This window comes from Mesorhizobium sp. SEMIA396 (genome assembly GCF_024518615.1).
Taxonomy (GTDB): Bacteria; Pseudomonadota; Alphaproteobacteria; order Rhizobiales; family Rhizobiaceae; genus Mesorhizobium.
This window is the reverse complement of the sequence record NZ_JANIFC010000007.1, coordinates 120506-139976: the sequence shown is the minus strand read 5'-3', so window position 1 is coordinate 139976 and position 19471 is coordinate 120506. Positions and strand designations below refer to the sequence as shown.

Annotated in this window: 18 protein-coding genes and 2 pseudogenes; 14 read left to right on the top strand and 6 right to left on the bottom strand. The window is 62.2% G+C overall.

All coding sequences use genetic code 11. The features are described from left to right. Nucleotides 1–116: 116 nt before the first annotated feature. On the bottom strand, nt 117–494 hold the full coding sequence (locus tag NP503_RS18140; RefSeq protein WP_127268352.1) for a hypothetical protein: 378 nt from the start codon (nt 492–494) through the stop codon (nt 117–119). A 173-nt stretch (nt 495–667) separates the two neighbouring features. On the opposite strand from NP503_RS18140, the gene NP503_RS18135 reads away from it, so the two are divergent. The 5 genes from NP503_RS18135 to glmS all read left to right on the top strand — a co-directional run bounded on the left by NP503_RS18135 (nt 668) and on the right by glmS (nt 5438). Beyond that, the gene (locus NP503_RS18135) at nt 668–1414 is read left to right on the top strand and encodes a cytochrome c biogenesis CcdA family protein (RefSeq protein WP_127268355.1); all 747 of its coding nucleotides are present in this window, start codon (nt 668–670) and stop codon (nt 1412–1414) included. A gap of 79 nt (nt 1415–1493) precedes the next feature. Beyond that, the gene (locus tag NP503_RS18130; protein WP_236382805.1) at nt 1494–1769 is read left to right on the top strand and encodes a hypothetical protein; all 276 of its coding nucleotides are present in this window, start codon (nt 1494–1496) and stop codon (nt 1767–1769) included. Beyond that, nucleotides 1762–1929, top strand: a complete 168-nt coding sequence (locus NP503_RS18125; protein WP_236382807.1) for a hypothetical protein — start codon at nt 1762–1764, stop codon at nt 1927–1929. The genes NP503_RS18130 and NP503_RS18125 overlap by 8 nt, the downstream gene beginning before the upstream one ends. Before the next feature lie 149 nt (nt 1930–2078). Beyond that, nucleotides 2079–3437 (top strand): bifunctional UDP-N-acetylglucosamine diphosphorylase/glucosamine-1-phosphate N-acetyltransferase GlmU, encoded by a 1359-nt coding sequence (gene glmU, locus NP503_RS18120; protein ID WP_127268353.1) that lies wholly within the window; start codon nt 2079–2081, stop codon nt 3435–3437. 177 nt (nt 3438–3614) lie between these two features. Continuing rightward, entirely contained in the window at nt 3615–5438 is a 1824-nt protein-coding gene (glmS, locus tag NP503_RS18115; protein WP_127272024.1) for a glutamine--fructose-6-phosphate transaminase (isomerizing), read from the top strand. 108 nt (nt 5439–5546) lie between these two features. Here glmS and NP503_RS18110 read toward each other — a convergent pair. Next, nucleotides 5547–5832 (bottom strand): annotated as a pseudogene (locus tag NP503_RS18110) (GIY-YIG nuclease family protein). Between the two features lie 286 nt (nt 5833–6118). On the opposite strand from NP503_RS18110, the gene NP503_RS18105 reads away from it, so the two are divergent. Beyond that, nucleotides 6119–6874 carry a DUF502 domain-containing protein gene (locus NP503_RS18105; protein ID WP_027036784.1) on the top strand — a complete coding sequence of 252 codons (756 nt, stop codon included), beginning with the start codon at nt 6119–6121 and terminating at the stop codon, nt 6872–6874. Here NP503_RS18105 and recG read toward each other — a convergent pair. Continuing rightward, nucleotides 6826–8934, bottom strand: a complete 2109-nt coding sequence (gene recG, locus NP503_RS18100; RefSeq protein WP_127272019.1) for an ATP-dependent DNA helicase RecG — start codon at nt 8932–8934, stop codon at nt 6826–6828. The two genes, NP503_RS18105 and recG, sit on opposite strands and share 49 nt — an antisense overlap. A gap of 92 nt (nt 8935–9026) precedes the next feature. On the opposite strand from recG, the gene NP503_RS18095 reads away from it, so the two are divergent. The 3 genes from NP503_RS18095 (at nt 9027) to NP503_RS18085 (ending at nt 14393) form a co-directional block, all read left to right on the top strand. Continuing rightward, on the top strand, nt 9027–9314 hold the full coding sequence (locus NP503_RS18095) for a succinate dehydrogenase assembly factor 2 (RefSeq protein ID WP_027036782.1): 288 nt from the start codon (nt 9027–9029) through the stop codon (nt 9312–9314). Between the two features lie 71 nt (nt 9315–9385). Further along, nucleotides 9386–12883: a transcription-repair coupling factor gene (gene mfd, locus NP503_RS18090; RefSeq protein ID WP_127272017.1), complete on the top strand. Its 3498-nt coding sequence runs from the start codon at nt 9386–9388 to the stop codon at nt 12881–12883. A gap of 136 nt (nt 12884–13019) precedes the next feature. After that, complete coding sequence (locus NP503_RS18085) at nt 13020–14393, top strand: class II 3-deoxy-7-phosphoheptulonate synthase (protein ID WP_127272015.1); 1374 nt, start codon at nt 13020–13022, stop codon at nt 14391–14393. Between the two features lie 104 nt (nt 14394–14497). Here NP503_RS18085 and NP503_RS33410 read toward each other — a convergent pair whose 3' ends face one another. Further along, nucleotides 14498–15157, bottom strand: a complete 660-nt coding sequence (locus NP503_RS33410; RefSeq protein WP_363279917.1) for a GGDEF domain-containing protein — start codon at nt 15155–15157, stop codon at nt 14498–14500. Between the two features lie 191 nt (nt 15158–15348). On the opposite strand from NP503_RS33410, the pseudogene NP503_RS33405 reads away from it, so the two are divergent. From NP503_RS33405 to NP503_RS18065, 4 genes and pseudogenes are all read left to right on the top strand, one after another. Then, a pseudogene (locus NP503_RS33405) lies at nt 15349–15426 on the top strand (hypothetical protein); the annotation flags it as partial. A 548-nt stretch (nt 15427–15974) separates the two neighbouring features. Further along, entirely contained in the window at nt 15975–16391 is a 417-nt protein-coding gene (locus NP503_RS18075; RefSeq protein WP_027036778.1) for a GFA family protein, read from the top strand. Nucleotides 16392–16472: 81 nt separating this feature from the next. After that, entirely contained in the window at nt 16473–16832 is a 360-nt protein-coding gene (locus tag NP503_RS18070; RefSeq protein WP_023810560.1) for a diacylglycerol kinase, read from the top strand. 40 nt (nt 16833–16872) lie between these two features. Further along, entirely contained in the window at nt 16873–17460 is a 588-nt protein-coding gene (locus NP503_RS18065; protein WP_127268647.1) for a hemerythrin domain-containing protein, read from the top strand. A gap of 3 nt (nt 17461–17463) precedes the next feature. Here NP503_RS18065 and NP503_RS18060 read toward each other — a convergent pair whose 3' ends face one another. Then, nucleotides 17464–18051 carry a DedA family protein gene (locus NP503_RS18060; RefSeq protein WP_127268646.1) on the bottom strand — a complete coding sequence of 196 codons (588 nt, stop codon included), beginning with the start codon at nt 18049–18051 and terminating at the stop codon, nt 17464–17466. Continuing rightward, nucleotides 18048–18611: a DUF1003 domain-containing protein gene (locus tag NP503_RS18055; RefSeq protein WP_127268645.1), complete on the bottom strand. Its 564-nt coding sequence runs from the start codon at nt 18609–18611 to the stop codon at nt 18048–18050. The genes NP503_RS18060 and NP503_RS18055 overlap by 4 nt, the downstream gene beginning before the upstream one ends. A 92-nt stretch (nt 18612–18703) precedes the next feature. Here NP503_RS18055 and NP503_RS18050 point away from each other — a divergent pair, with 92 nt between their 5' ends. Then, on the top strand, nt 18704–19420 hold the full coding sequence (locus tag NP503_RS18050; protein WP_127268644.1) for a DNA-3-methyladenine glycosylase I: 717 nt from the start codon (nt 18704–18706) through the stop codon (nt 19418–19420). The last annotated feature ends 51 nt before the right edge of the window (nt 19421–19471 follow it).

Below are 19471 nucleotides of genomic sequence, written 5' to 3'. Positions count from 1 at the left end.
GCAGTGGCATCGGGGCGACGCCAGTGGCAAATTGATCGACGCTGGCCGCCGGCTGCATAGAGCGATGCCTGGCGACCAGCCTTGTTCCGCCATCAGGCGTGAATGTATTGAGTATCTTAGTCGGCCTTGACGATATGCCAGACTTCGCCGACGCCGTCGCCGGTCACATCGCCGGGCTTCTCGTCCTTGATGAAGGTGTAGACCGGCTTGCCGTCATAGGCCCACATCTTGGTGCCGTCGGTGCGGTCGACAACGGTCCATTCGTCGTCCGCCTTGGCGCCGGCTTCGGCTTTCAGCGGCGGCCAGTTGGTGGCGCATTTGTCGTAGCAATTGCTCTTGCCCTTCTCGTCCTTGTCATAGGTGTAGAGCGTCATGCCATTGGCGTCGGTGTAGATCTTGGTGCCATTGACCTCGGCTTCCTTCCACGCGTCGGCGGCGAAGGATGCGGCGGTGCTGAGCAGAAGCGCTGCCAGTCCTGCGGTTATGGTTTTCATGGAAATCTCCCTGACTGGTATCTGGAGACGCGCGGGAAATCGCGGCCTCGCTGTGTCAACGCCCAGGGGCTGCCGTTTCTTCCCCGGCAAGCATGATCTTGCCAACACAATGGTGATTGGTGGACAAGGCTGCGCGTCGCTATATCAGCGGCACGACAGTGGAGTTCCTGGAAATGGCATTGGACATCGGCTATGTCAGCGCGGTCGGGGCGGGAGCCATCTCGTTCCTGTCGCCTTGCGTGCTGCCGCTGGTGCCGCCCTATCTCTGCTATATGGCCGGCGTGTCGGTCGACGATTTCCGTGGCAATGCGGGAACTACGGCGAGGGAAGGCGCGCGCGGCGCGCTGCTTTATTCCTCGATCGCCTTCGTGCTCGGCTTCTCGACCGTCTTTGTCGCGCTTGGCGCCGGGGCCTCGACCATCGGCCGGCTGCTGCGTATCTGGCAGGAGCCGCTGGCGATGGGCGCCGGTGTGCTGATCATCCTCATGGGCCTGAATTTCCTCGGTATCCTGCGCATTCCGCTGCTTTCACGCGAGGCGCGCTTCCAGTCGCAGGGCAAGCCGGCAAGCGCCGTCGCCGCCTATGTCATGGGGTTGGCCTTCGCCTTCGGCTGGACGCCCTGCATCGGTCCGGTGCTCGGTCCGATCCTGACGCTGGCCGGCGGCCGCGAGACGGTGGGCGAGGGCGCGCTGCTGCTCGCCGCCTATTCGCTCGGGCTGGGTATCCCGTTCCTGATCGCCGCCCTGTTTTCCGGCGCCTTCATGCGCTTCCTTGGCAAATTCCGCGTCCATCTCGGCCGCGTCGAAAAAGCGATCGGCGCGCTGCTGGTGGTCGCCGGCGTGTTTTTCCTCACCGGCGGCGTGCAGACGGTGTCTTACTGGCTGCTGGAAAATTTCCCGGTGCTGGGGCGGCTGGGGTAGGTCGCGTCGGCGGAACGATGCACGGCAGCCCGCATTTGCAGTACCGTTGATCAACACTTTTTCGAGCCGGGAGGCGAGAATGGTAGCCAAGGCGGATGTGCGAAAATTCTTCAAGGTCTATGAGAAAATCTACAATGACGCGATCGCCGACACCGTCGATCTCAACGACGTCGCGGACATGTATTCGGCCGGTTTTGTCTCGGTGACGCCGGCAGCGGTCATGGTTGGCGAGAATGGCGAGCAGTTGAAGGCCATCATGACAAAGGGTTTTGGCCTATCGTGCCCTCGGCAGCAAGAGGATGACCTGCAAGGAGGTCTCTGTGACACCTGTCGACCAGGACCATTGCGTGGCTGAGGTAAACTGGGCCGGTGACTATGAACGCAAGGATGGGAGTCCCGTGACCATCGACTTTGCGGTCAACTATCTCGTCGAAAAGCGCGACGGCAAGCTGAAGGTGTTTGGCTGGATATCAGGTGACGAGCAGGCGGAATTCAGGAAACACGGCCTGTTGTAGGTGTGCTGACTGCCGAATTCCGTTTTAAGACCCGCTGATTAAGAGTCAGCTGCTCCGCCATCTCACCGAAATTTAACCGCATTGGTGAAGCAAGGCGCCACTGCTAGCATGCTTTGATTCCCAACCCTTTTCATATGGTTGTCCCTTCCATGAGCCAGAGATCCTGCCTGTCCGTCATTCTCGCCGCCGGCGAAGGCACGCGCATGAAGAGCGTGCTGCCGAAGGTGCTGCACCAGATCGCCGGCCTGCCGATGGTCGCCCATGTGGTGAAGGCAGCCGAAGCCGCCGGCGCCGGCAGCCAGGCGCTGGTGATCGGCCATGGCGCCGACGAGATGCGCAAGGCTGCGGCAAAGTTCGCGCCGAAGGCCGAGACTTTCGTGCAGGAGAAGCGCCTTGGCACCGCGCACGCCGTGCTGGCCGCACGCGATGCGATATCAAAGGGTTATGACGACGTCCTGGTGATGTTTGGCGACACGCCGCTGATCGACGCCGATGCGCTGACCGTGGCGCGGCTGAAGTTGGCCGAGGGCGCCGCCGTCGTCGTGATCGGCTTCCGCCCGCCCAGCCCGACCGGCTATGGCAGGCTGATCGAGAAGGACGGCAAATTGGTGGCCATCCGCGAGGAGAAGGACTGTTCCGAGGAGGAAAGAAAGATCGGCTTCTGCAATGCCGGCATGATGGCGGTGGCCGGCGCCCACGTGCTGACGCTGCTCGATCAGGTTGGCAATAAGAATGCCAAAGGCGAATATTATCTCACCGACATTGTCGAGATCGCCAGTGCGCGAGGCCTCGATGTCGTCGCCACCGAAGCCAGCTTCGAAAGCGCACTCGGTATCAACAACCGCGCCGAACTTGCGCAAGCCGAGGGCATATGGCAGGCGCGCCGGCGGCATGAAGCGATGCTGTCGGGCGTGACGCTGATCGCGCCGGAGACCGTGTATTTCTCGCACGACACCGAGATCGGCACTGACACGATCGTCGAGCCCAATGTCTGGTTCGGTCCGGGTGTGAAGATTGCGACGGGCGCCAAGATACATGCGTTCAGCCACATCGAAGGCGCCACCATTGCGTCCAATTGCGATGTCGGGCCATACGCGCGACTGCGGCCGGGTGCTGATCTCCGGGACAAGGCCAAGGTCGGCAATTTCTGCGAGGTCAAGCAGGCGGTTATCGAAGAGGGCGCCAAGGTCAACCATTTGACCTATATCGGCGATGCCCGCGTCGGCGCGGGAGCCAATATCGGCGCCGGCACCATCACCTGCAATTATGACGGCTATTCGAAATTCTTCACGGACATCGGCGAGGGCGCGTTCATTGGCTCTAATTCGTCGCTGGTGGCACCTGTCACCATCGGCAAGGGCGGCTACATTGCCTCGGGCAGCGTGATCACCGAAAGCGTGCCCGACGATGCGCTGGCCTTCGGCCGTGCTCGCCAGAAGACGATCCCGGGCAAGGGCAAGGAATTGCGCGAACGCTTTGCTTCGGCCGCGGCTGCGAAGAAAAAGTAAGACCAGCCCGCAAAAAACCGAACGATTGCAGTAACCGGATTGCAAGAGCGGTCTGTCATGGTGCATCGACAAGAATGAGCGTTCCGTTACACGGGACGAAATGCAATGTGACTTTCGCGGCAGGCCGGCCATCCCTAAATAGCGCTGGTTTTCCACGGGGACTCGGGGGCTGTCTGCATGTGCGGTATCGTTGGAATCGTCGGCCACTCGCAGGTTGCGCCGCTCATCGTCGACGCGCTGAAGCGGTTGGAATATCGCGGCTATGACTCGGCCGGCGTCGCCACCATCGAGCACGGCCAGCTTGCTCGCCGCCGCGCCGAAGGCAAGCTGATCAACCTCGAGCGCCGGCTCAAGGACGAGCCGCTCGACGGTACGATCGGCATCGGTCACACACGCTGGGCGACACACGGCGTGCCCAACGAGACCAATGCGCATCCGCATTTTTCCGACGGTGTCGCCATCGTCCATAACGGCATCATCGAGAATTTCGCCGAATTGCGCGAAGAACTGATCCGCGATGGCTATTCTTTCTCCTCGCAGACCGACACCGAGGTCGTCGCCCATCTGGTGGCGCGCGAACTCGCCAAAGGCCTGAAGCCGGTCGAGGCCGCGCACCAGGCGCTGAAGCGGCTGGAAGGCGCCTTTGCGCTGGCAATCATGTTCAAGGGCGACGAGGACCTGATCGTCGGCGCGCGCAATGGTCCGCCTTTGGCTGTCGGCCATGGCGATGGCGAGATGTTTTTGGGCTCCGACGCCATCGCGCTCGCACCGTTCACCAATTCGATCACCTATCTCGAAGATGGCGACTGGGCGGTGGTGCGCCGCGACGGCGTCACCATCTTCGACATCGACGGCACAAAGGTCGACCGCAAGCGCCAGCAGTCGCTTTCGACCAGCTTCATGGTCGACAAGGGCAATCGGCGCCATTTCATGGAGAAGGAGATCCATGAGCAGCCCGAAGTGATCTCGCATACCTTGGCGAATTATCTCGATTTTGTCGGCGGCGTCTCCAAGCCGCTGGATCTGCCGTTCAATTTCGCAGAGATCAACCGGCTGGCGATTTCGGCCTGCGGTACCGCCTATCTTGCCGGCCTGATCGGCAAATACTGGTTCGAGCGCTACGCGCGCCTGCCCGTCGACATCGATGTCGCCTCCGAATTCCGTTACCGCGAAATGCCATTGTCGAAGAACGACGCGGCGTTCTTCATTTCGCAGTCCGGTGAGACTGCCGACACGCTGGCCTCGCTGCGTTATTGCCGCAAGGCCGGCATGAAGATCGGCGCGATCGTCAATGTGCGCGAATCGACCATGGCGCGCGAATCCGATGTCGTGCTGCCGACGCTCGCCGGGCCGGAGATCGGCGTTGCCTCGACCAAGGCGTTCACCTGCCAGCTGTCCGTGCTGGCATCGCTTGCCGTGCGGGCCGGCGTGGCGCGCGGGACAATCTCGAAAGAACAAGAGAAGACCCTGGTGCGCGCGCTATCGGAAGCGCCGCGCTATGCCAATCAGGTGCTCAAGCTTGAAGAGCAGATCGAACGGATCGCGCGTGAACTCTCACGCTACAAGGACGTGCTCTATCTCGGCCGCGACACCAACTTTCCGCTGGCCATGGAAGGCGCGCTGAAACTCAAGGAAATCTCCTATATCCACGCCGAGGGCTATGCGGCCGGCGAGCTGAAGCATGGACCGATCGCGCTGATCGATGAGAACATGCCGGTCATCGTCATTGCGCCGCACGACCACATTTTCGAAAAAACCGTGTCGAACATGCAGGAAGTGGCGGCGCGCGGCGGCAAGATCATCCTGATCACCGACAGCAAGGGTGCGGCGCTGACGAGCGTCAAGACGATGGAGACGATCATCCTGCCGGACGTGCCGGAAATCATCTCGCCGATCATCTACGCGCTGCCGATCCAGATGCTGGCCTATTTTACCGCCGTCTTCATGGGCACCGACGTCGACCAGCCGCGCAATCTGGCGAAATCGGTGACGGTGGAATAGGCCTCATCCTTTCGTCATCCACGGGCGTAGCGGGAGCGAAGCTCCTGCGCAGACCCGAGGATCCATTCCGTGACGGTATGGCGGATCAAAGCAGTGCAGAACTTGGCGCTACCACCCAGTCCCGCGGAAAAGCTCGAACCACTCCGGATTGGCCTTTTCGATCAATTCAATCTTCCATGACGCGGCCAACGTTTCAGCGACTTCTCGCGCTGGATTGCATCGCGGATGTCGAAATACTGTTCGTACCAAACCAAGCGTTCTACGCCATACCGCCCAGTAAAGCGCGAACCCCACCAGACTTGTGCTCGGGCATTCGGCGGCCGAGATCGTTTGTGACGCCAATATAGATGGTGCCGCGTTTCCGGCTCGCAGTTAAATAGACATAGCCCGTCATGAACGAAGTATAGCGACCGAACGATCCGCCGACCATCTTGAGGGGTTGCATTCTTCGGCCGACGCCACGGAATGGATCCTCGGGTCTGCGCCGCGTCGCTTCGCTCCTTGCTCCGCCCGTGGATGACGAAGGGGAGGGGTGTTTCGGCTAATCGCGAACGTATGCTGCTTCCGTTTGGATTGTTTCGTTGAAAGTGGCGGCATAATCGGCTCTTTAAAAACTTCGCAGTTCCAAACTGGACGGCGGTTCACTAATGTTGCGCTGCAACCCGCGCCTCCGGTGAATCATGTCCGACGCTCCCAAGACTTCCGGCGTGACCCGGCTGAGGAACTACTTCCTCACGGGCTTCATCGTCTGCGCGCCGCTGGCGATCACCGCCTACATCGCCTGGTCATTCATCGGTTGGGTCGATTCCTGGGTGAAACCCTATATTCCGGCCCGCTACAGCCCTGACACCTATTTGTCGTTTCCTGTGCCGGGATTCGGGCTGATCGTGGCGCTCATCCTGATCACGCTGATCGGCTTCCTTACGGCCAACATCGTCGGCCGCGCCATCGTCAATTTCGGCGAGCGCCTGCTTGGCCGCATGCCGTTGGTGCGCGGCATCTATGGCTCGCTGAAACAGATTTTCGAGACCGTGCTGTCCAACAAGGGCGACATGTTCCGCCAGGTCGGACTGGTCGAATATCCGCGCAAGGGTGTGTGGTCGCTGGTGTTCGTCGCCAGCGAGAAGGAAACCGAGATCAACCAGAAGCTCGACCAGGAAGGCGATCCGCTGATTGCCGTATTCATGCCGTGCACGCCAAACCCGACCACCGGATTCCTGATGTATGTGCCGAAGTCGGACATCGTGCTGCTCGACATGACGATTGAGGACGGCGCCAAGCTGATTGTGTCGGCCGGGCTGGTGGCGCCCGAGGTCAAGCAAATGGTTGTCGTGAATGGCGAGCCGATCGAAGGGATGCTCGCCAACCCGTCGGTTGCCGCCCTGGCTCAGCCGGCGCGCAGGAGCCGCACGGCCTCGTCGCGGCCGAACAAATAAAGCAGCAGGCGCAACGCCTCGCCACGCTGCGATTGCAGCTCCGGGTCGCGCGACAGGATCAGCCTGGCATCGTCGCGGGCGGCCTCCAGAAGGTCGGCATGCGCCTCGATGCGCGCAACCTGGAAACCCGGCGTGCCGGACTGGCGGGTGCCCAGCAATTCGCCTTCGCCGCGCAGCTTCAGGTCTTCTTCGGCGATCAGGAACCCGTCCTCGGTCTCGCGCATCACCGACAGCCGGCGTTTTGCGGTCTCGCCGAGCGGGTCCTTGTAGAGCAGCACGCAGGAGGAGGGCTTGTCGCCACGCCCGACCCGGCCGCGCAGTTGGTGCAGCTGGGCCAGGCCGAAGCGCTCGGCGTGCTCGATGACCATGACGGTGGCGTCCGGCACGTCGACGCCGACCTCAATGACGGTGGTGGCGATCAGGATGCGTGTCTCGCCCTGCTTGAAGGCACGCATCGCCTCGTCCTTCTCGGCACCCTTCATGCGGCCGTGAACGAGCCCGATACGTTCGCCGAACAATGGTTTCAGCGAGGCGAAGCGGTCCTCGGCCGACATCAGCTTGATTTCTTCGGATTCCTCGACCAGCGGACAGATCCAGTAGATCTTCTGGCCGCCGGCGACGGCGTCCACCATGCGGTCGACCAGTTCGTCGAGCCGCTCGAGCGGCAGTGTAACGGTACGGATCGGCTGGCGGCCGGCCGGTTTTTCCGTCAGTTTCGACACGTCCATGTCGCCGAAAGCGGTCAGCACCAGCGTGCGGGGGATGGGAGTGGCCGTCATCACCAGCATGTCGGGCGCGTCGCCCTTGGCGGTGATGGCAAGCCGCTGATGGACGCCGAAACGGTGCTGCTCGTCGATCACGGCGAAGACCAGGTCGTGGAACATGACCGTCTCCTGGAACAGCGCATGGGTGCCGACCACGATGTCGATCTCGCCGCTTGCCAGGCCGGCCAGCGTATCCGCGCGTTCGCGGCCCTTTTCGCGGCCGGTGAGGATGGCAATGCGCAGCCCGACCTTGGCGGCAAGCGGCGTGATGGTCGCCAGATGCTGGCGCGCCAGGATTTCGGTCGGCGCCATCAGTGCTGCCTGGCCGCCGGCCTCGACGGCGCGCGCCATGGCCAGCAGCGCGACGACCGTCTTGCCGGAGCCGACATCGCCCTGCAGGAGCCGCAGCATGCGCTCGGGATCGGCAAGGTCGGCATTGATTTCGGCCAGCGCGAACTCCTGGCTCGATGTCAGCGAGTAGGGCAGTGCGGCCCTCAGTTTTTCGACGATGCGGCCGTCGCCGACCAGGGGACGGCCGGACAGGCGGCGGACTTTCGCCCGCACCAGCGCCAGCGAGACCTGGCCCGCCAGCAGCTCGTCATAGGCCAGGCGCCGCCAGGCAGCGCCATCGATGGAGACATCGATCGGGTCGGCCGGATTGTGGATGCGGGCGAGCGCATCGGCAAAGGCCGCAAAGGTGTGCCGGCGCATGAAGGCGCCGTCCTGCCATTCGGGAAATTCAGGCACACGCGCCAGCGCCTGGCCGATCGCCCGGCGCAGCACCTTGCCCGAGAGCCCGGCTGTCAGGGGATAGACCGGTTCGACCAGCGGCAGGTTTTCCGCCTCGCTGGCCAGCGCAATATGGTCGGGGTGGACCATGCTCGGGCGGCCATTGAACCATTCCATGCGGCCCGAGACCACGACATGCTCGCCCTCGGGCATCGCCTTTTCGAGATAGGAAGCGTGAGCATGGAAGAAGGTCAGCGCGATCTCGCCGGTGTCGTCATGGGCGAAGACGCGGTAAGGCACCGACCTGTTGCCGCGCGGCGGCGGCTGGTGGCGGTCGATGCGCACCTCCAGCGTCACGATTTGGCCTTCCGCGGATCCTGCGATGCCCGGGCGGCTGCGCCGGTCGATGACGGTGTGCGGCAGCACGAACAGAAGGTCGCCCGCGCGGGCGGGGCGGTCACCCAGATCGGCCGGGACAACCTTCTCGATCAGCGCGCCGACTTTCGGTCCGACGCCTGCAAGCGACGTGATCGGTACAAACAAGGGATCGAGGATGGTCGGGCGCATGATGTCAGCTTATGTTGCGATGGCGGCAGCGCAAGGCTGACAGCCCCTTCTATCCACGCTATATGCGCCGCAGCAAGCAAGGATGCGGCACGATGACCGGAACGACGAGATCAAGCGAGGGGCTCGACGTCCGCCGCCGCAAGCTTCTGTTTCGCTCCTGGCATCGCGGCATGCGCGAGATGGACCTGATCCTCGGCACTTTCGCCGACGCTGAGATCGGCGCCTTGACGGCCGAGGAAATCGACCAATATGAGAGGCTCCTCGACATTCCCGATACCGAATTCCTGCCCATGGTCACCGGCGAACGCCCGGTGCCGGCCGATATCGATTGTGCCGTCCTGCAAAAGATCCTGGCTTTCCGCCATTCTCTGACATTCTGAACACAAGCAATTCCAGGAAAAGTGCAAAGCGCTTCCCCTAGTGAATTGCGATAAAACAAGACCGTGATTTCATGAGCCTCATTCCCACCATCGGTTTGCCGAAAGACCGCGCCGGCCAGTTCATCGTCGACGGCGTCGCTGATGGCTATGAAGCCTTTGCGCTGGTGCAGGCGGCACTCGAGATCGCGCCCGACAAGCCGGTTCTGTTCGTCGCGCGCGACGGTCAGCGCCTGCCGGCGATCGTTGAGGCGCTGTCTTTCGCTGCCCCCGGCCTGCCGGTGCTGCAACTGCCGGCGTGGGATTGTCTGCCCTACGACCGCGTCTCGCCCGGTTCGGATGCTGCCGCCAAGCGCCTCGATGCGCTGACCGCCATGATCGCTCTGGCGAAGAAGCCGCACCGCGCCGTCATCCTCACCACCGCCAATGCGCTGCTGCAGCGCATTCCGCCGGCGGATCTCGTCGAGGCACAGACGTTCCACGCCAGGCCCGGCAACCAGATCGACATGAACGTACTGGTGTCGCGGCTGGAAACGTCCGGTTTTGAGCGCGTGCCGACCGTGCGTGGCATCGGCGAGTTCGCGGTGCGCGGCGGCATTCTCGACCTGTTCGCGCCTGGCTGGACCGAAGCGCTCAGGCTCGACTTCTTCGGCGACACGCTTGAATCGATCCGCGTCTTCGACGCCGCCACGCAGCGCACCACCGGCCAGCGCAAGTCGATGGCGCTGCAGGCGATGAGCGAAGTGGCGCTGACGCCCGAAACCATCAGCCGTTTCCGCCGCTCCTATATCGAAGCCTTTGGCGCTCCACAGCGCGATGACGGGCTCTATGCAGCAGTCAGCGAAGGCAGGCGGTTTGCCGGAATGGAACACTGGCTGCCGTTTTTCTATGAGCGGCTGGAGACGGTGTTCGACTATCTGCCTGACACGCCTGTCATCTTCGACCATCTGGCGCATGAGGCGTTGGCCGAACGCCACACGCTGATCCTCGACCATTACGAGGCGCGCAAGAAGCAGGCGGACGGTGCCTTGAAGGACGCCGTGCCCTACAAGCCGGTCGCACCGGACCTGCTCTATCTCTCCCCGGAAAACCTGATTGCCTCGCTCGGGCCGCGTGAAGCGATCGACTTCACGCCATTCGACGCGCCCGAAGTTGGCGCCAAGAAGGTCTATCACGCCGGCTCGCGCCACGGCCGCAGCTTCGTCGAGGAGCGCGCCGATCCGAACGCCAATGTGTTCGATGTCGTCGTCAAACACATCGCCGATGAGCGCGCGGCGCGCCGCCGCATTGTCATTGCCGGCTGGACCGAAGGCTCGCTCGACCGGCTTGGCCAGATCCTTGCCGAACACCATCTCGGCAATCTCAAGCAGGTGGCGACGCTGGCGGAAGCCGAAAAGCTCGAACCGGGGCAGGCGGCCCTGGCCGTACTGCCGCTCGAATCCGGCTTCGAGACCGAAAAACTGGTCGTCGTCGCCGAACAGGACATTTTGGGCGACCGGCTGATCCGGCGTTCGAAACGCAAGAAGCGTCCCTCGGACTTCATTGCCGAGGCCTCGGCGCTGTCGGCCGGCGACATTGTCGTCCATGCCGATCATGGCATTGGCCGTTTCATCGGCCTGCGTACCATCGAAGCGGTCGGCGCACCGCATGACTGCCTTGAAATCCACTATGCGGGTGACGACCGGCTGTTCCTGCCGGTGGAAAACATCGAGCTTCTGTCGCGCTACGGTTCTGACACAGCCGAGGCGACGCTGGACAAGCTTGGCGGCGGCGCCTGGCAGTCGCGCAAGGCGCGACTGAAGAAGCGCCTGCTCGACATGGCCGGGCAGCTGATCCGCATCGCCGCCGAACGGCAGATGCGCTCCGCACCGCCACTGGTGCCGGCAGAAGGCCTCTATGGCGAGTTCGCGGCCCGCTTCCCCTATGAAGAGACCGACGACCAGCAGACGGCCATCGATTCGGTGCGCGACGATCTTGCTGCCGGCAAGCCGATGGACCGGCTGATTTGCGGCGATGTCGGCTTCGGCAAGACCGAAGTGGCGCTGCGTGCCGCCTTCATCGCGGCGATGGAAGGCTTTCAGGTGGCAGTTGTGGTGCCGACGACATTGTTGTCGCGCCAGCATTTCAAGACCTTTTCGCAGCGTTTCTCCGGCCTGCCGATCCGTGTCGGCCAGGCGTCGCGGCTGGTCGGCGCCAAGGAACTGGCCGAGACCAAGAAAGGCATCGCCGAGGGCCAGGTCGACATTGTCATCGGTACGCACGCGCTGCTTGGTTCCGCGATCTCGTTCAAGAACCTTGGCCTGCTGATCATCGACGAGGAGCAGCACTTTGGCGTCAAGCACAAGGAGCGGCTGAAGGATTTGAAAACCGACGTGCACGTGCTGACGCTCTCGGCGACACCGATCCCGCGCACGCTGCAACTGGCGTTGACCGGGGTGCGCGAGCTGTCGCTGATCGCCACGCCACCGGTCGACCGCATGGCGGTGCGCACCTTCATCTCGCCGTTCGATCCCCTGGTCATCCGCGAGACGCTGCTGCGCGAGCGTTATCGCGGCGGCCATTCCTTCTATGTGGTGCCGCGCATCAGCGATCTTTCGGAAATCCATGATTTCCTGAAGGAATCCGTGCCGGAGTTGAAGGTGGCGGTGGCACATGGCCAGATGCCGCCGGGCGAACTCGACGATATCATGAATGCCTTCTATGACGGCCAGTACGACGTGCTGTTGTCGACGACCATCGTCGAATCCGGTCTCGACATCCCCACCGCCAACACGCTGATCATCCACCGCGCCGACATGTTCGGCCTGTCGCAGCTTTATCAGCTGCGCGGCCGCGTCGGGCGTTCCAAGGTGCGCGCCTATGCGCTGTTCACGCTGCCGGCCAACCGCAAGCTGACCGACACCGCCGAGCGCCGGCTGAAGGTGCTGCAATCGCTGGATACGTTGGGCGCCGGCTTCCAGCTCGCCAGCCACGACCTCGATATCAGGGGCGCCGGCAATCTTCTTGGCGAAGAGCAGTCCGGCCACATCAAGGAGGTCGGCTTCGAGCTCTACCAGCAGATGCTGGAAGAGGCCGTCGCCGAGGTGAAGGATTCCGGCGAAGTGCAGGATGGCGGCTGGTCGCCGCAGATTGCCGTCGGCACGGCGGTGATGATCCCGGAAAGCTATGTTCCGGACCTGCAGCTCCGGCTGGCGCTCTACCGCAGGCTTGGCGATCTCGAAAACACCGAGGAAATCGACGCTTTCGGCGCCGAGCTGATCGACCGCTTCGGCCCGCTGCCGGACGAGGTCAAGCATCTGCTCAAGATCGTCTTCATCAAGGCGCTCTGCCGCAAGGCCAATGTCGAGAAGCTCGACGCCGGGCCGAAGGGCGTCGTCATCCATTTCCGCAAGCGCGAATTCTCCAACCCGGTCGGGCTCGTCCGGTTCATCGGCGAGCAGGGCTCGCTGGCCAAGATCCGGCCGGACCACAGCGTCGTCTTCGTGCGCGATTGGCCAACCCCCGAGAAGCGATTGGCGGGCTCGGCGGTCGTCATGACCCAGTTGGCGCGGCTGGTGGAGAAGGCGGCGTAGCCGGCCCAGGCCATTCGCCAGCGCTTGAATTCCGGTCTAGAATAGGAAATCGGCTTCGTGTATGGAGCCGCCATCCCATATAGGGGCGGGAAATGGCAGGCGAGGGTGCTTGCCGGAAAGAGCGTTGGGTGCAGCGATGACGAAATGGTCGCCGAATTCGTGGAGAGCAAAGCCGATCAAGCAGGTTCCTGCCTATCCGGACCTTGCCGCGCTGAAGAACACGGAGGCCCAGCTCGCAACCTTTCCGCCGCTGGTTTTTGCCGGTGAGGCGCGCAAGCTGAAGAAGCAGCTCGCTTCTGTCGCCGCCGGTGACGCATTCCTCCTGCAGGGCGGCGATTGCGCCGAGAGCTTCGCCGAGCATGGCGCGGACAACATCCGCGACTTCTTCCGCGTCTTCCTGCAGATGTCCGTGGTGCTCACCTTCGCCGGCGCGCAGCCGGTGGTGAAGGTTGGCCGCGTTGCCGGCCAGTTCGCCAAGCCGCGTTCGTCCGACAACGAGACCAAGGGCGAGGTGACGCTGCCCAGCTATCGCGGCGACATCATCAACGGCATCGAATTCGACCCGAAGTCGCGCATTCCGGATCCCGCTCGCCAGGAAATGGCGTACCGCCAGTCGGCGGCGACGCTCAACCTTTTGCGCGCCTTCGCGCAAGGCGGCTATGCCAGCCTGGAGAATGTGCACCGCTGGATGCTCGGCTTCGTCTCCGACAGTCCGCAGGGCGAGAAATATGAGTCTCTTGCCAACCGTATCACCGAGACGATGGACTTCATGAAGGCCGTCGGCATCACTTCGGAAACCAACTACGCGCTGCGCGAGACGGATTTCTACACCAGCCATGAGGCGCTGCTGCTCGGCTACGAGGAGGCACTGACGCGCGTCGATTCGACCTCCGGCGACTGGTACGCCACGTCAGGCCACATGATCTGGATCGGCGACCGCACCCGCCAGCCCGATCATGCGCATGTCGAATATTGCCGTGGGATCAAGAACCCGCTCGGGCTGAAATGCGGTCCTTCGCTGACGCCGGACGGCTTGCTGGAGCTGATCGACCTGCTCAATCCCGAGAACGAGCCCGGCCGGCTGACGCTGATCGCCCGCTTCGGTTCCGACAAGGTCGCCGACCATCTGCCGAAGCTGGTGCGCGCGGTGCAGAAGGAAGGCCGCTCCGTGGTGTGGTCGTCGGACCCGATGCACGGCAACACGATCGAGGCCGCCGGCTACAAGACGCGGCCGTTCGACCGCATTCTCAAGGAGGTCCAGACCTTCTTCGAGGTGCACCGCGCCGAAGGCACGCATCCGGGCGGCATCCATGTCGAAATGACCGGCAAGAACGTCACCGAATGCACCGGTGGCGCGCGCGCCATCACCGCCGAGGAATTGCAGGACCGCTACCACACCCATTGCGATCCGCGCCTTAACGCCGACCAGGCGATCGAACTGGCCTTCCTGGTCTCGGATCTGTTGAAGAAGAGCCACCCGGTGCAGCACAAGCAGGCGGTCAACGGCTGATTTTCGCGCAGTCCGAATAAGATCCACGAAAGGGCGTCCGAGAAATCGGGCGCCTTTCATGTCTGCGCTAGTCCAGTGTTCCCGGCACCAGCGGGCAGGGACTGTCAGTCCTTCTTGTAGAGCAGCCAGCTCTTGCCGGCCCGGCCTGCCATCGTCGAGTGCTTGGTGACCCGGTTGCGGCCGCTGACCTTGGAGCGATAGAGCGCCCGGTCGGCCTTGGTGTAGAGATCTTCGGGTCCTTCGGCTTCGGACGCCATGCAGATACCCATCGAGACGGTGACGGTGCCGTAATTCGTGCCGGTCTGGCTGCTGGTGAACGGCGTCTGCTCGATCAGGGCGCGAATGCGCTCCGCAACGTCATAGGTGGCGTCCTCGCTGGCGCCCTCGATGATCAGCGCGAACTCCTCGCCGCCGGTGCGGGCGACGAACATGTCGCCGCGAATGCTGGTCTGGAAAATATCGGCGATGCTCTGGATGATCTTGTCGCCGACCGGGTGGCCATAGCGGTCGTTGATATCCTTGAAGCGGTCGATGTCGACAAGAACCAGGGCGTTGAACAGGATACCCCTGTTGCTGTTGTAGATCCTGGTGATCTCCTTGTCGAAGGCGCGCCGATTCCAGATATGCGTCAAGGGATCGGTGTCAGCCAGGCGCTTGTACTCCTCAAGCTTCGACTTGACGCTTTCGAGTTCGGCCGTCTTGTCGCTGAGCGTCGAGGCCACCTGCCGGCCGTGATCGATCGTCGAATTGGTGGCAACCGCCATGGCGTTGGCGATCTTCTGCAGGAGATCCTGAGAGAGAAGGCTGCGTCCGCTGAGGCCGCTCGATGTCTCATCGAGGATCCTGCCGTATTTCTCGATGTGGCTGCGCTCGCTCCGCAGCAGCGAAGCAACCTCCTCGAGCTCCCTGGCAATGACGTCTCTGGCATGCTCTACGATGCCAGGGCCATGGTTGTGGGCAAAGAAAGTGCGCCCGATCTGGTCCAGTTCATCCTGTGTCGGCCGGCTGGCCAGCGAAACGACGGCCAGGCTGAGTTCGCGATTGGTGCCGCTCAGGGCCTCATAGAAGATCTCGTAATTGCGCGGCAGGCCGAGCACGCCCAATTGGCGCATTGTCGCGACAACAGTGGCTGCGATGTCGGTGCTTCGTTCGGTCGGGACAGCTGCCGGCTGCATCTTGGTTCTTCCCCTCGGATCCTCCGCGGAATTCGCGGTTTCCCTTTGTCGCCGAGCCCTGGGGAATGCGACCGACGCTTCGAACAACTTGCGAAGGGATGCGTCCCCACCCACGGCCTTCGCTTGCAGGTGACCATAAATGCGCCGTCGCTAAAGTTTCCTTAACTGGCAGAGGTTCAGCGGGTTTTCTCTGTCTGCGGGCTGTAAAAGCCTTAGTCCGTGCGTCCAACAGTTGGAAACAACGCCGGTGCGGCGGCTTGAATTCGCGATTCGCGCATCGCACTCTTGAAAATGAAACCGAATTTCGGATTCTCCACGCCAGCACATGTCGCATTTGCTTGCGTGCTTGCGCGGCAAAGCTGGAATCCTAAGCCATGCCCGGCACTTTTCTTCAAGGAGGATCGACGTGAGTGATGGTCACCAGGGATCGTGTCTGTGCGGAGCCGTCCGCTTCAGAACGAACGGGGCGCTGCGTGGCGTCGTCTATTGCCATTGCTCGCAATGCCGCAAGCAGAGCGGACATTTCTATGCCGCGACCAATGTTGCCAACGCCGACATCGTGATCGAGGGCACGGAAAGTATCACCTGGTACGAAGCCTCTACCTTCGCCAGGCGTGGGTTCTGCAAGGCATGCGGATCGGTGCTGTTCTGGAAGCCGCGGGACCAGGACTACGTTTCGGTCATGGCGGGATCGTTCGACAAGCCGACAGGTCTTGAGGGCGAATGCCATATCTTCGTCGGTGACAAGGGCGACTATTATTCGATCGACGACGGGCTGCCACAGTTTGAAAAGTCGACACCGTCCATACCGGTTGCTGAATGAATCTTGGACAAGTCACCTTATTCCATTGATCTGGCCAGCCATTGCATTATCCCGTGCCGGTGATTCGCAAAGGGGTTTGGCATGCAGCGGCTGATCGATGCTTATTTCAATTCGGTGCGGGCGTTTCGCAAGCTGGCCACCAGCGAGAAGGCTTTCCAGCAGGAGCTGATGCTGCTGGCGCTTGCCTTGCCGCTCGGCTGGTTCGTTTCGATCTCGTGGCGCGGTTATGCCTTGCTGATCGGCGCCGTGTTGCTCTTGATCATGGTCGAAGTGCTTAACACCGGCATCGAGGCGGCATGCGACGCTTTCAGCCGCGAGTTCAATGTCGATATCCAGTTGGCCAAGGATTGCGGTTCGCTGGCGGTGCTGATTTCGGTACTCATCGTCGCCGGCGTCTGGGGCATTGCCATTATCGAGCGGATCACCGGGCTACCGATCTAGCCTTTCGATGCCTATATGCCAGTCACCAAAGGAGACTGTCATGGCCGGGGCCGCCAATTTTCTGCTTCTCGAACGCGTGGGCCTGCCGGATGATCTGCGCTGGCTGGCCGAGAAATATCCGCGTGAAAACTGGCAGGATCATGCCAATATCCACGGCATCGCCAATATGTGGCTGCAGCGGCACGACATGTTCCGCGAACTTGGCGGCATGCTGGCCAACGGCATCGGCGACTACCGTGAGGGACGGCTGACGGCGCCTGATTTCGCGCGCTGGTTCGCGCCCCGCCTCAATCATTTTCTAGGCAACCTCGACGGTCACCACAACGTCGAGGATTATCAATATTTCCCGGTCTTCGCCAAGGCCGAGCCCCGTTTGAAGCACGGCTTCGAGATACTCGATGCCGACCATCACACCATCCATGAAGGGCTGGAGCGTAATGCCGAGGCGGCCAATGCGTTCATCAAGACGCTTCAGGAGAGCGAAGACAGACAGCGCTTCGCCGCCGACGCCTATGCCGACGAAAACAGCCGGCTGATCGCCATGCTGACAAGGCATCTTGCCGACGAGGAAGACCTGATCATCCCGCTTATCCTCGATCGGGGGGACCAGGCGCTCGGCGTGGATTGACGATCAGCCCTCCCTGGCGCGTTCCTTGCTGGCGATGTGACGGGCGACGAGCCATGCCAGAACGGCCACGGTCAAGCCGATGCCAAGCCCGATCAGCAACCGTTCGTGATGCATCAACGCCTGGCCGATGACGTGCTCGGCGCCAAGTCCAAAGACATAACCGATCGTGCCGAACAGCACCGCCCAGACCGCCGATGAAAGCGCGTTGAGGATGACGAAGCGCGGCGCAGCGATGTTGGAAAGCCCGGCTGCAATGCCGCCGACGAGGCGCATGCCGTAGATATAGCGGTTGGACAGCACGAAAATGTCGGGATGGGTGTTGAGCAGCCGAAAGGCGCGGCGGAAGCCGGGCCGTTTGCGCAATCTGACGACATAGGGATGGTCGGCGAAGCTTCGTCCGAGGATGAAGAAGAAAGTATCGCCGACGAAGGCGCCGAGCGCCGCCGCAAGAACCGCGTGCCACAGGACGAAGACCTGCTGGTGGGCGAAGAAACCGCCAAGAATGGCGGCACTTTCGCCCTCCGCGACGCAACCGATAAAGACCGCGAGCAGCCCGTATTGTTCGATGAAATGATGGATCGCGTCGGTCATGAAGCCGACTGCTGCGAAGACAGCCTTTCGTCGATCCGCTTGATCATTTCGGTCAGTTGCACGATCTCGTCGCGCATACCGAGAATCTGGCCGTGGCGCAGTTCATCCAGCTTTTCATGCAGCGCCATGATCTCGATCTCGGCTTTCAGGTTGACCTCGTAGTCGTGGGCGGCGTCGATGCGGTCGCGTTCGGTCTGGCGGTTCTGCGCCATCATGATCACCGGCGCCTGCAAGGCGGCGACCATCGACAGAACGAGATTGAGGAAGATGAACGGGTAGGGATCGAAGGCGTCACGCGACAGCAGCCAGACATTGGCTGATGTCCACAGGATCAGAAAGGCGATGAAGGTCAGGATGAAGGACCATGACCCACCGATGCGGGCGATCGTGTCGGCGAGCCGGTCGCCGAAGGTCTGGTGGAAGGCGACGGTCTTGTTGGTGTCGCGCGAGATGGTGGTGCGTTCGAGCGTCGATTGCAGCACCCGGCTTTCGAGCTGGCTGAGGCCGTCCGGCCGCCGCTTGAGCCAGCGGTTCGCCAGGTCGTCGATCGTCTTGTTCATGGACATCTCCAGGGTCTTTGGCTTGCCGTAAGAGGTAGAGGCTGCCGGCTCACACGGGAAGTGTTAGATTGATTCCAGTTGCCGAGGGACCAATGGCCGATTTCAAGAAAATTCGCGCACGCGCCGCAAAACGCAAGGGCGGCGAAGAGGAACTGACGTCGCTGCTGGGTCCGGCGCCTGACAATGCCGCCGTGGCTGACATCGCCGATGACCGCATTCTCTCTGTTATGGCCGAACGCGTCTTCGCCGCCGGTTTCGTCTGGCGCGTCATCGAGCAGAAATGGCCGGGCTTCGAGGAGGCGTTTCTGCGCTTCGAGCCGAAGCGGCTGCTGTTCCAGCCCGATGATTTCTGGCACGATCTGACGGCCGACCAGCGCATCGTGCGCAACCCGCAGAAGATCAGATCCGTGCGCGACAACGCCGCCTTCGTCGAGCGCGTGTCGAAGGAATATGGCGGCTTCGGCCAATTCCTCGCAAACTGGCCGGCGGACGACCAGGTCGGGCTGATGGCCTGGCTCGGCAAGCATGGCAGCCGGTTGGGCGGCAATACGGGCCAGTATTTCCTGCGCTGGCTGGGTTGGGATGCGTTCGTCATCTCGGGCGATATGGCCGCGGCGTTGCGCGACGCCGGCCTCGACATCGCCGAAAGCCCGACCTCGAAGAGGGACCTCGACAAGATCCAGGCACAGATCAACCAGTGGGTGGTGCAGACAGGCCTGCCGCGCCGGCATATTTCACGCATCTTGGCGATGTCGATCGGCGAGAATCATTCGCCGCAAGCGTTGCGCGAATATATGGGCGACGATTGATACCTGGTCGTCTCGCCACGATTGAAGCACGTCGATCGGTCCGCACACGAT